Annotated in this window: 9 protein-coding genes; 6 read left to right on the top strand and 3 right to left on the bottom strand. The window is 68.9% G+C overall.

Going from position 1 to position 12,141, the window contains the following annotated elements:
* Window positions 1-196 precede the first annotated feature (196 nt).
* Both SLW56_RS02590 and uvrA read right to left on the bottom strand, forming a co-directional pair.
* On the bottom strand, window positions 197-604 hold the full coding sequence (locus tag SLW56_RS02590) for a thioesterase family protein (RefSeq protein ID WP_017912417.1): 408 nt from the start codon (window positions 602-604) through the stop codon (window positions 197-199).
* Window positions 604-3,603 (bottom strand): excinuclease ABC subunit UvrA, encoded by a 3,000-nt coding sequence (gene uvrA / locus SLW56_RS02585; RefSeq protein WP_017916358.1) that lies wholly within the window; start codon window positions 3,601-3,603, stop codon window positions 604-606. The genes SLW56_RS02590 and uvrA overlap by 1 nt, the downstream gene beginning before the upstream one ends.
* A gap of 296 nt (window positions 3,604-3,899) precedes the next feature.
* Here uvrA and rplU point away from each other — a divergent pair, with 296 nt between their 5' ends.
* From rplU to cgtA, 3 genes are all read left to right on the top strand, one after another.
* A complete protein-coding gene (rplU, locus tag SLW56_RS02580) occupies window positions 3,900-4,220 on the top strand; it encodes a 50S ribosomal protein L21 (RefSeq protein ID WP_010341170.1) in 321 nt (106 codons plus the stop codon).
* A 12-nt stretch (window positions 4,221-4,232) separates the two neighbouring features.
* Window positions 4,233-4,493: a 50S ribosomal protein L27 gene (gene rpmA / locus SLW56_RS02575; protein WP_010341169.1), complete on the top strand. Its 261-nt coding sequence runs from the start codon at window positions 4,233-4,235 to the stop codon at window positions 4,491-4,493.
* Window positions 4,494-4,753: 260 nt separating this feature from the next.
* Window positions 4,754-5,809 carry an Obg family GTPase CgtA gene (cgtA, locus tag SLW56_RS02570; protein WP_017916359.1) on the top strand — a complete coding sequence of 352 codons (1,056 nt, stop codon included), beginning with the start codon at window positions 4,754-4,756 and terminating at the stop codon, window positions 5,807-5,809.
* Window positions 5,810-5,930: 121 nt separating this feature from the next.
* On the opposite strand, the gene rpsT is transcribed toward cgtA, so the two are convergent.
* Entirely contained in the window at window positions 5,931-6,203 is a 273-nt protein-coding gene (rpsT, locus tag SLW56_RS02565) for a 30S ribosomal protein S20 (protein WP_010341167.1), read from the bottom strand.
* Window positions 6,204-6,319: 116 nt separating this feature from the next.
* Between rpsT and murJ the strand changes: the two genes are divergently transcribed.
* The 3 genes from murJ to ileS all read left to right on the top strand — a co-directional run bounded on the left by murJ (window position 6,320) and on the right by ileS (window position 12,058).
* Complete coding sequence (murJ, locus tag SLW56_RS02560; RefSeq protein ID WP_152236244.1) at window positions 6,320-7,912, top strand: murein biosynthesis integral membrane protein MurJ; 1,593 nt, start codon at window positions 6,320-6,322, stop codon at window positions 7,910-7,912.
* 309 nt (window positions 7,913-8,221) lie between these two features.
* Window positions 8,222-9,220, top strand: coding sequence for a bifunctional riboflavin kinase/FAD synthetase (locus tag SLW56_RS02555; RefSeq protein WP_267093681.1), 999 nt, complete (start codon window positions 8,222-8,224; stop codon window positions 9,218-9,220).
* Between the two features lie 6 nt (window positions 9,221-9,226).
* A complete protein-coding gene (gene ileS, locus SLW56_RS02550) occupies window positions 9,227-12,058 on the top strand; it encodes an isoleucine--tRNA ligase (RefSeq protein ID WP_320694311.1) in 2,832 nt (943 codons plus the stop codon).
* Window positions 12,059-12,141: the final 83 nt, after the last annotated feature.

Genomic DNA, 12,141 nt, shown 5'->3' with positions numbered 1-12,141 from the left:
CGCCTCCCCTCGTCGTAGGAGCGGTTCTCGTCCCCTTTTGTGGGATCAGCCGCGACGGGCGAAGCCCAGCGTCGGCTGAGACCACCCGTCGTCGGGACTGAAGTCCCTCCCACAAGGAGCGCACGCCGCTCCTGCGTGAGCAGCGCCGCTGCATTGCGGACTATGCGCCGGGCCACGCCCGGCGCAAGCGCAGGCCTCAGCTCGTCGCCTTGCGTACGGCGTCCGGCAGCGGCGCGCTCTTGCCGGTCTGGGTGTCCATCCACACCACCACCACGTGGCCGTCGGAGTACAGCCGGCTTTCGTCCTGCTGGTCGACGATGCGGTGGCCGATGGTCACGCTGCTGGTGCCCAGGCGCTCGACGAACAGTTCGACCAGGATGTCGTTGGGCCACACGATCGGCGCGCGGTAGTTGACGTTGGTCGCCGCCACCACCGGGGCGATGCGATCGCTCATCGAGACGCCTTCCACGCCCAGCATCCAGCGCACGCGCGCCTCTTCCAGGTAGGAGATGTACTTGGCGTTGTTGACGTGGCCCATGCTGTCCATGTCGCGCCAGCGCACGCTGATCGGGATGCGCGCCAGGATCTTGTGTTCGCTGCTCATCAAACGTCCTTCTTCTTCTTGGTGCCGGTGCTGGTGGTGCTCTTGCTGGCCTTGCCGCTCTTGGCGGCCACCGCCTGCTTCTTCGCCGGCTTTTCCGGCTTGACCTTGCGCGGCGGGCGCGCATCGGGCTTGTTGGCCATCGCCGCCGGCTGCTCCGGGCGCGCGCTGGTGGAGGGCAGCATCCGCGCCAGGAACTGGCCGGTGTACGACTGCGGGCAGGCCGCCACGTCTTCCGGCGTGCCGGTGACCAGGATGGTGCCGCCGCGGTGGCCGCCTTCCGGGCCGAGGTCGACGATCCAGTCCGCGGTCTTGATCACGTCCAGGTTGTGCTCGATCACCACCACGGTGTTGCCCTCGTCGCGCAGCTTGTGCAGCACGCCCAGCAGCGCCTCGATGTCGTGAAAGTGCAGGCCGGTGGTCGGCTCGTCGAGGATGTACAGGGTGCGGCCGGTGTCGCGCCGCGACAGTTCCTTGGACAGCTTCACGCGCTGTGCCTCGCCGCCGGACAAAGTGGTCGCGCTCTGCCCCAGCTTGATGTAGCTCAGGCCCACGTCGACCAGGGTCTCCAGCTTGCGCGCGATCGACGGCACCGGCTCGAACAGCTTCAGCGCATCCTCGACGGTCATCTCCAGCACGTCGTTGATGTTGAAGCCCTTGTACAGGATCTCCAGCGTCTCGCGGTTGTAGCGCTTGCCGTGGCAGACGTCGCAGGGCACGTACACGTCCGGCAGGAAGTGCATCTCCACCTTGATCAGGCCGTCGCCCTGGCAGGCCTCGCAACGGCCGCCGCGCACGTTGAAGCTGAAGCGGCCCGGCGAGTAGCCGCGCGAGCGCGCTTCCGGCACCTGCGCGAACAGTTCGCGCAGCGGCGTGAACAGGCCGGTATAGGTGGCCGGGTTGGAGCGCGGGGTGCGGCCGATCGGCGACTGGTCGATGTCCACGACCTTGTCGAACAGGTCCAGGTGCTCGATCTCGCGGTACGGCGCCACGCTGTGCGAGGCGCCGTTGATCTCGTTGGCGGCCAGGGTGAACAGGGTGTCGTTGATCAGCGTCGACTTGCCCGAGCCGGACACGCCGGTGATGCAGGTCAGCAGGCCGGCCGGGATGTCCAGGTCGACGTTCTTGAGGTTGTTGCCGGTGGCCCCGCGCAGGTGCAGGGTCATCTTCGGATTGGCCTTGTGGCGCTTGGCCGGGATCTCGATGCGGCGCTTGCCCGACAGGTATTGCCCGGTCAGCGAGCGCGGCGCCTTCAGCAGGTCCTGCACGCTGCCCTGGCCGACCACCTCGCCGCCGTGCACGCCGGCGCCGGGGCCGATGTCCAGCACGTAGTCGGCCAGGCGGATCGCGTCCTCGTCGTGCTCGACCACGATCACCGTGTTGCCAAGATCGCGCAGGCGGGTGAGGGTGCCGAGCAGGCGTTCGTTGTCGCGCTGGTGCAGGCCGATCGACGGCTCGTCGAGCACGTACATCACCCCGACCAGGCCGGCGCCGATCTGGCTGGCCAGGCGGATGCGCTGCGCCTCGCCGCCGGACAGGGTGTCGGCCTTGCGTTCGAGGGTCAGGTAATCCAGGCCGACGTCGACCAGGAAGCCCAGCCGTTCGGCGATCTCCTTGACGATCTTGCTGGCGATCTCGCCGCGCCAGCCGGGCAGGTCGAGCTGGCGGAAGAAGCTCAGTGCATCGTCGATCGGCAGCACCACCAGGTCCGGCAGCGGGCGGTCGGCGACGAACACGTTGCGCGCGGCCTTGTTCAGGCGCGCGCCCTTGCAGTCCGGGCACGGCCGTTCGCTGATGTACTTGGCCAGTTCCTCGCGCACCGCCGGTGATTCGGTCTCGCGGTAGCGGCGCTCCAGGTTGGGGATGATGCCTTCGAAGCGATGCTTGCGCTGGGTGCGGCCGCCGGCATCGGTGAAGTAGGTGAAGGTGATGGTCTCGTCGCCGCTGCCGTACAGCACCGCCTGGCGCACGCTCGCCGGCAGCGATTGCCAGGGCGCGTCGACATCGAACTTGTAGTGCTTGGCCAGCGAGGCGATCAGCTGGAAGTAGTACGCGTTGCGCCGGTCCCAGCCGCGCACCGCGCCAGCCGACAGCGACAGCTCCGGATGCACCACCACCCGCTCGGGATCGAAGAACTCGGCCACGCCCAGGCCGTCGCAGCTCGGACAGGCGCCCATCGGCGCGTTGAACGAGAACAGACGCGGTTCCAGCTCCGGCAGCGAGTAGTCGCAGACCGGGCAGCTGTACTTGGAGGAGAACAGGTGCGGCGCGGCCGCGGTGTCGTCCAGCGACTGCACCGACACCATGCCGTCGGCCAGCTTCAACGCGGTCTCGAAGCTTTCGGCCAGGCGCTGCTTGATGTCCTCGCGCGGGCGGAAGCGGTCGATCACCGCCTCGATGGTGTGCTTCTGGCGCAGCGCCAGCGCCGGCACCGCGTCGATCTCGTACAGCTCGCCGTCCACGCGCACGCGCACGAAGCCCTGCGCGCGCAGTTGTTCGAACACCTGCGCATGCTCGCCCTTGCGCTCGCGGATCACCGGCGCCAGCAGCATGTAGCGCTGCTCCGGGTCCAGGGTCAGCACCTGGTCGACCATCTGGCTGACCGTCTGCGCCTCCAGCGGATAGCCGTGGTCGGGGCAGCGCGGCTGGCCGACGCGCGCATACAGCAGGCGCAGGTAGTCGTAGATCTCGGTGATGGTGCCGACGGTCGAGCGCGGGTTGTGCGAGGTCGACTTCTGTTCGATCGCGATCGCCGGCGACAGGCCTTCGATGTGATCGATGTCGGGCTTCTCCATCACGCTGAGGAACTGCCGCGCGTACGCCGACAGCGACTCCACGTAGCGGCGCTGGCCCTCGGCGTAGATGGTGTCGAACGCCAGCGAGGACTTGCCGGACCCGGACAGGCCGGTGATCACGATCAGCTTGTCGCGCGGCAGGTCGAGGTCGAGGTTCTTGAGGTTGTGCGTCCGCGCGCCGCGGATGCGGATGTAATCCATCGCCATGAAGAGATTCCGGAATGTGCCGGCCGTGGCGGTGCCGCTGGCCAGTGTGGGGGCGGAAAGGGGACGGCAATCGATCAGCGTACCCAGCTTGTCAGGTGGGGGCAATTGCCGCAGATCCCAGCGCCGCCGGGCGCCGGCGGCTGGCTGGTTCAGGCAGCCGCGCCGGCCCGCGGGGCTTGACAGTCCGGGCCTGGGTGGGCTTGACCCTGCCGCGCGCGGCGGCTTACAATCCCGCTCCTGTCTGCCCGAAACGGCACGGCAGGAACGACCACAATAACTACAGAGGAAGTCTGGTCATGTACGCAGTACTGGTCACCGGCGGTAAGCAATACCGCGTCGCGCAGGGCGAAACGCTCCGCGTGGAAAAGCTCGAAGTCGAAGCCGGCAACGAGATCACGTTCGACAACATCCTGATGCTGGGCGACAGCGACGGCATCAAGATCGGCGACGCGCTGAAGGGCGCCGCCGTCACCGCCAAGGTCGTGGCCCATGGCCGCGCCGACAAGGTGCGCATCATCAAGTTCCGCCGCCGCAAGCACCACATGAAGCGTCAGGGTCATCGGCAGCACTACACCGAAATCGAGATCACCGGCATCGCCGGTGGCGACAAGAAGTAAGGAGCAGCAGTCATGGCACACAAAAAAGGCGTAGGTTCCTCGCGCAACGGCCGCGACTCCAACCCGAAGTACCTGGGCGTGAAGATGTTCGGCGGCCAGGCCATCGAAGCCGGCAACATCATCGTGCGTCAGCGCGGCACCCAGTTCCACCCGGGCGCCGGCGTCGGCCTGGGCCGCGACCACACCCTGTTCGCGCTGGTCGACGGCAAGGTCGAGTTCTCGGTGAAGGGTGCCAAGAAGCGCCGCACCGTGAGCGTGGTCACCGAGGCGTAAGTCGCCGGTGTCCAGGGCCTGCGCCGTGGCGCAGGCTTGCTGACGAAAGCCCCGCTTCGGCGGGGTTTTTGTTTTGCGGCTGGGAGTGGGGAATCGGGAATGGGCAAAGGCGCCTCCCGTGAACTCGCCCTGTCTTGGTTGCGTCAGGCAATGCAGTGATGGATTTTGCCGATCTGTGGCTGCGACATAGAATCGTCGCCGCGGCGATGGCTCGCTTTTTCCATTCCCGATTCACTATTCCCCATTCCCGGTTGTTATCCATGAAACTCGTAGACGAAGCGGAAATCCAGGTCACGGCCGGCAATGGCGGCAATGGCTGCATCGGCTTTCGCCGCGAGAAGTTCATCCCGCTGGGTGGGCCTGACGGCGGCGACGGCGGCAATGGTGGCAGTGTGTGGCTGGTCGCCGACGAGAATCTCAACACCCTGGTCGACTTCCGCCACCAGCGCGCGTTCCGTGCGCAGCGCGGCGAGAACGGCATGGGCCGGCAGATGTACGGCAAGGCCGGCGAGGACCTGACCATCACCGTGCCGGTCGGCACCGTGGTGATCAACGTCGAGACCGACGAGGTCATCGGCGACCTGATCGCGCATGGCGACCGCCTGCTGGTCGCGCAGGGTGGCAAGGGCGGCCTGGGCAACATGCACTTCAAGAGTTCGGTGACGCGCGCGCCGCGCAAGGCGACGCCGGGCGAGGAGGGCGAGGAGCGCACGCTCAAGCTGGAGCTGAAGCTGCTGGCCGACGTCGGCCTGCTGGGCTTCCCCAATGCCGGCAAGAGCACCTTCATCCGCGCCGTGTCCGCGGCCACGCCGAAGGTCGCCGACTACCCGTTCACCACGCTGTATCCGAACCTGGGCGTGGTCAGCGTCGAGGCCTACCGCAGCTTCGTGATCGCCGACATTCCCGGGCTGATCGAGGGTGCCGCCGACGGCGCCGGCCTTGGCGCGCAGTTCCTGCGCCACCTGCAGCGCACCCGCCTGCTGCTGCACCTGGTGGATCTGGCGCCGATGGAGGGTGGCGTGGATGGCGTGTCGCCGACCGAGCAGGTGCGGGCGATCGAGCGCGAGCTGCAGAAGCACGACCCGGAGCTGCTGGCCAAGCCGCGCTGGCTGGTGCTGAACAAGGCCGACCTGATGTTCGAGGACGAGGCGCGTGCGCTGGCCGAGCAGGTCGTCGCCGAGCTGGGCTGGACCCAGCCCTGGTACCTGGTGTCGGCACTGGGCCGCGAAGGCACCTGGCCGATCATGAAGGACGTGATGGCGTTCTTCGACCGCCAGCGCGAGGAGGCGCTGGAGGCGGCCGCCAATGCCTCCTGAGCGTCGCGCCGTCCCGCGGCGCGCGGGGCAGGGTGACGCGCACACGAAAAACCCGGCCGAGGCCGGGCTTTTTCGTGGTGCTGCCGGAAGCGTGGGCGCTTCCGGCGTCGACGGCAGCCGATCAGGCGGCGGTCTTGATCGCCTTGATGCGGGCGCTCAGGCGGCTCTTGTGACGGGCAGCCTTGTTCTTGTGGATCAGGCCACGCGAGCTGAAACGGTCGAGGATCGGCTGGGCGATGGCGAAAGCGGCTTCGGCGCCGGCTGCGTCGTTGGCGTCCAGGGCCTTGATGACCTTCTTGACGGCGGTGCGCAGCATCGAACGCTGAGCCGTGTTGCGCGCGTTGCGCACGACGGTCTGCTTGGCGCGCTTCTTGGCGGACTTGATATTGGCCACGGTGGTGGTTTCCTGGAAAGCTGTGTGGTGGATAAAAACAAGCGGGAGAGTATGAAGCGTCCGAATATTCGCGTCAAGTCAATTGTCAAGAGGGCTGCCGCATGAGCCAGCCGCGCATGCTCCGCGGGCTGCTCTCCTTCAGCAGCATGACCATGGTCTCGCGCGTGCTGGGACTGGTGCGCGACCAGGCCATCACCATTTCCTTCGGTGCCAACGCCACCACCGACGCGTTCTGGGTGGCGTTCCGCATTCCCAACTTCCTGCGCCGGCTGTTCGCCGAGGGCTCGTTCGCCACCGCGTTCGTGCCGGTGTTCACCGAGGTGAAGGAAACCCGCCCGCACGCCGACCTGCGCGCGCTGATGTCGCGGGTGTCCGGCACCCTGGGCGGGGTGCTGCTGCTGGTCACCGCGCTGGGGCTGATCTTCACCCCGCAGGTGGCGATGCTGTTCAATCCTGGCGCTACCGACGACCCGGCCAAGTTCGGGTTGATCGTCGATCTGCTGCGGTTGACCTTCCCGTTCCTGCTGTTCGTGTCGCTGACCGCGCTGGCCGGCGGTGCGCTCAATAGCTTCCACCGCTTCGGCCTGCCGGCGCTGACCCCGGTGATCCTCAACCTGTGCATGATCGCCGGCGCGCTGTGGCTGGCGCCGCGGCTGCAGGTGCCGATCCTGGCGATGGGCTGGGCGGTGCTGGTGGCCGGCGTGCTGCAGTTGCTGTTCCAGTTGCCGGCCTTGCGCGGCATCGACCTGCTGACCCTGCCGCGCTGGGGCTGGCGGCATCCGGACGTGCGCCGGGTGCTGACCCTGATGGTGCCGACCCTGTTCGGCTCCTCGATCGCGCAGATCAACCTGCTGCTGGACACGGTGATCGCCTCGTTCCTGTACGCCGGCTCGCAGAGCTGGCTGTCGCAGGCCGACCGCTTCCTGGAGCTGCCGCTGGGCGTATTCGGCGTGGCCCTGGGCACGGTGATCCTGCCGGCGCTGTCGCGGCACCACGTCAAGACCGATCGCGCGGGCTTTTCCAGCGCGCTGGACTGGGGGCTGCGCACCACCTTGCTGATCGCGGTGCCGGCGATGCTGGGGTTGATGCTGCTGAGCCAGCCGCTGGTGGCGACCTTGTTCCAGTACGGCAAGTTCACCGCCTTCGACACGCGCATGGCGGCGATGTCGGTGTTCGGGCTGAGCTTCGGCCTGCCGGCGTTCGCCCTGCTCAAGGTGCTGCTGCCGGCGTTCTATTCGCGCCAGGACACGCGCACGCCGGTGCGTGCCGGCGTCGCCGCGCTGGTCGCCAACATGGCGCTGAACCTGTTGTTCCTGGCGATCCTGTACCAGTTGTGGGTGCCGGCGGAGCTGCGTGCGCAGGGCGTGCGCGCGGCGCTGGAGGCGGTGCCGGGCCTGCACCTGGCGCTGGGCCTGGCCAGTGCGGTGGCCAGCTACCTCAACCTGTCGCTGCTGTGGCGCTGGCTGCGCCGCGACCAGGTCTACCAGCCCAAGCCGGGCTGGGGCGGTTACCTGCTGCGGCTGGGCGTGGCCTGCGCGGCGATGGCTGCGGTGCTGGCGCTGGGCCTGCACTGGCTGCCGGCGTTTACCACCATGGACAAGTGGCACCGGATCGGCAGCCTGTTGCTGCTGGTCGGCGGCGGCGGCGCGGTGTATCTGCTGGCGTTGCTGGCGCTGGGGTTCCGGCCGCGGGATCTGCGCGAGCATTGAAGCCGGGGTCCGGGGTCCGGGGTCCGGGGTCCGGGACCCGGGAGTTTCCGCGAGTGCTAAGCGCTTGCGATTGAACTGTGGGAGGGGCTGCAGCCCCGACGGGCCTTCCCGGGAAAGCCCGTCGGGACTGAAGTCCCTCCCACAGAAAGTGATCACTTTGTTTTTGCCGGATCGCCTGGCGATGGTCTGGCTCCGCACGCCGATGCTGCCGACCCGGGTCCCGAGCCCCGAGCCAAGCCCCCACCCGCTATACTCGACGGTTACGCATCATCGACCGGCGCTTCCTGCGCCGGCGCTTCGGACCGAGGAATGAGCAGGCTGTTTAGAGACGTCGAGGGCGGGACCCTGTTCCCGCAGGGAAGCGTGGTCTGCATCGGCGCCTTCGATGGCCTGCACCTGGGCCACCGCGCGCTGGTGCGGCAGGCGATCACGCGCGCGCGCGAAGCGGGCGTGCCTGCGGTGGCGCTGAGCTTCGAGCCGCTGCCGCGCGAGTTCTTCGCCCCGGCCGCGCCGCCGCCGCGGCTGACCCTGGCCCGGGCCAAGGTGCAGGGCCTGCTCCAACTCGGCGTCGACAGCGTCGGCCTGCTGCGCTTCGACCGGCGCATGGCCTCGATGAGCGCGGAGGACTTCGTGCAGCGCGTGCTGGTCGAGCGCCTGCGTGCGCGCGAGGTCTGGATCGGCCCGGCGTTCCGCTTCGGCCACAAGCGCGGCGGCGACATCGCGCTGCTGCGTGCGCTGGGCGCCCAGCATGGCTTCGCCGCCGACGAGATCGCGCCGGTGCACCTGCGCGAGGAGCGCATTTCCAGCACCCGCATCCGCGAGCTGCTGGTGGCCGGCGAGTTCGCCCATGCCGCCGAACTGCTCGGCCGCCCGTATGCGATCGGCGGCCGCGTGGTGCGCGGCAAGCAGCTCGGGCGCACGCTCGGCTATCCCACCGCCAACCTGCGGTTCGCCCGCACCCCGGCGCTGTCCGGCATCTACGCCACCTGGGTGCACGGGGTGGCGGCGCAGCCGTGGCCGTCGGTGTCCAGTTTCGGTACCCGCCCGACCGTGCAGGGCGTGGAGCCGCTGCTGGAAGCGCACCTGTTCGATTTCCAGGGCGACCTGTACGGTCGCCACATCGAGGTGGAGTTCGTCGCCAAGCTGCGCGACGAGGAAACCTTTGCCGATCTGCCGGCGCTGACCGCGCAGATGCACCGCGACGCCGCGCTGGCGCGGCAACTGCTCGCTGCGCCTGCCGGCGCGGGCCTGCCGCCCGTGTCCGCCGCCCCGCGCGCGGACCTCCCCCTGAAGACCACCGACCGGTAACTGCCCGTGACCCAGGACTACAAAGCCACCCTCCATCTGCCGGCGACCGAGTTCCCGATGCGCGGCGACCTGCCCAAGCGCGAGCCGGACATCCTGGCGCGCTGGGAGAGCGAGGGCCTGTACACGCGGCTGCGCGACAACGCCCAAGGCCGGCCGCTGTTCGTGCTGCACGACGGCCCGCCGTACGCCAATGGCGCGATCCACCTCGGCCATGCGGTCAACAAGATCCTCAAGGACATCATCGTCAAGTCCAAGTACCTGTCCGGCTACGACGCGCCGTACATCCCGGGCTGGGACTGCCACGGCCTGCCGATCGAGATCGCGATCGAGAAGAAGTTCGGCAAGGTCGGAGTGAAGCTGGATGCGGTGGAGTTCCGGCAGAAGTGCCGCGAATACGCCAACGCGCAGATCGACATCCAGCGCCGTGACTTCAAGCGCCTGGGCGTGATCGGCGACTGGGAAAACCCGTACCGCACGCTGGACTTCCATTTCGAGGCCAACGAGATCCGCGCGCTGGCGCGGATCGTCGAGAACGGCCACCTGACCCGCGGCGTGAAGCCGGTGCACTGGTGCTTCGACTGCGGTTCGGCGCTGGCCGAGGCCGAGATCGAGTACGCCGACAAGCAGTCGCCGACGGTGGATGTGGCCTACACGGCCCGCGACGGCGCGGCGCTGGCCGCCGCGTTCGGTGCGACCCTGCCGGACGGTGCCGAAGTGGCCGTGCCGATCTGGACCACCACGCCGTGGACGCTGCCGGCCTCGCTGGCGGTGTCGCTGGGGCCGGAACTGGTCTATGCGCTGGTCGAAGGTCCGGCCCGCGACGGTCGCCGTCGCTGGCTGGTGCTGGCCGACGCGCTGGCCGAGCGCGCGCTGCAGCGCTACGGGGTGGATGAGGTGGTGGTGCACGGCCGCGTCGCCGGCGCGGCGCTGGAGCACCAGGTGCTGGCGCATCCCTTCTACGACGAGCGCGACGTGCCGGTGATCCTCGGCACCCACGTGTCCGACACCGACGGTACCGGCGCGGTGCACACCGCCCCCGGCCACGGCCAGGAGGACTACGTGGCGGTCAAGCCGTACGGGCTGCTGGAGCGCTACAGCGCGGCGCAGATCAACCCGGTCGATGCGCGCGGCGTGTACCTGCCGTCGACCCCGGCGGTCGATGGCACGGAACTGGCCGGGCTGCACATCTGGAAGGCCAACGACGTCATCGCCGACCTGCTGGCCGCGCGCGGGCTGCTGCTGGCGCGCGCCAGCATGGTCCACAGCTACCCGCATTGCTGGCGCCACAAGACCCCGATCGCGTTCCGCGCCACGCCGCAGTGGTTCATCTCGATGGAGCAGGCCAACCTGCGCGCCGAGGCGCTGCAGGCCATCGAGGGCGTGCACTGGTACCCGGCCTGGGGCCAGGCGCGCATCGCCGGCATGGTCGCCGGGCGCCCGGACTGGACGATCTCGCGCCAGCGCACCTGGGGCGTGCCGATCGCGCTGTTCGTGCACCGCGAGACGGGCGAGCCGCACCCGCGCAGCACCGAACTGATGCGCCAGGTCGCCGACCGCGTCGAGGAGGGCGGGGTGGACGTGTGGTACGCGCTCGACGCCGCCGAGCTGCTCGGCGACGAGGCGGCCGACTACGAGAAGATCACCGACATCCTCGACGTCTGGTTCGATTCCGGCGTCACCCACGAGGCGGTGCTGACCGAACGCGGCCTGCCCAAGCCGGCCGACCTGTACCTGGAAGGCTCCGACCAGCACCGCGGCTGGTTCCAGTCCTCGCTGCTGACCGGTGTGGCGCTGGACCACGCCGCGCCGTACCGGCAGTGCCTGACCCACGGCTTCACCGTGGACGAGCACGGCCGCAAGATGTCCAAGTCGCTGGGCAACGGCATCGAGCCGCAGGACATCATGAAGACGCTGGGCGCGGACATCCTGCGCCTGTGGATCGCCTCGGCCGACTACAGCAACGAGATGTCGCTGTCGCAGGAGATCCTCAAGCGCAACGCCGACGCCTATCGGCGCCTGCGCAACACCGCGCGCTTCCTGCTCGGCAACCTGCACGGCTTCAACCCGGCCGTGCACCTGCGGCCGCTGCCGGAACTGGTGGCGCTGGACCGCTGGATCGTGCACCGCGCCTACGAGGTGCAGGAGCAGATCAAGGCCGCCTACGCGCGCTACGACTTCGCCGCCATCGTGCAGGCGCTGCTGAACTTCTGCAGCGTGGACCTGGGGTCGTTGTACCTGGACGTGACCAAGGACCGGCTGTACACGATGGCCGAGGACTCGCTCGGCCGGCGCTCGGCGCAGACCGCGATGTTCCATGTGGCCGAGGCCTTCGTGCGCTGGATCGCGCCGATCCTGAGCTTCACCGCCGACGAACTGTGGGGCTACCTGCCGGGCGCGCACCTGGGCAACGTGCTGTTCGCCACCTGGTACGAAGGCCTGGCGCCGTTGCCGGACGACGCGGCGCTGAGCGCGTCCGACTTCGAGCAGTTGCTGGCGCTGCGCGAGCAGGTGGCCAAGGTGCTGGAGCCGATGCGCGGCAACGGCGTGATCGGCGCGGCGCTGGAGGCGGAGATCACCGTCGCCGCCGACGCCGCCACCGCGGCGAAGCTGCAGCCGCTGCAGGAAGAGCTGCGCTTCCTGTTCATCAGCGGCGACGTGGTGGTGCGCGAGGCCAGCACCGACGAGATCTTCGTCAGCGCCCAGGCCACCGAGAAGCCCAAGTGCGTGCGTTGCTGGCACTACCGCGCCGACGTCGGCGCCGACCCGGCGCACCCGGAACTGTGCGGCCGCTGCGTCAGCAACATCGAAGGACCGGGCGAGGAGCGCCGCTGGTTCTGAGTGCCGTCCCCGGCCACGCGGCTTGCGCGTCGCCGGGGCCGACGGCGGCGCCGTGGCTGCGGCGCCGGCCATCCTTCCTTTCC

This window comes from Xanthomonas sp. LF07-6, from assembly GCF_034105445.1.
GTDB lineage: Bacteria > Pseudomonadota > Gammaproteobacteria > Xanthomonadales > Xanthomonadaceae > Xanthomonas_A > Xanthomonas_A sontii.
Note: the sequence above shows the minus strand (reverse complement) of the source record. Positions and strands in the feature narration are given on the sequence as shown.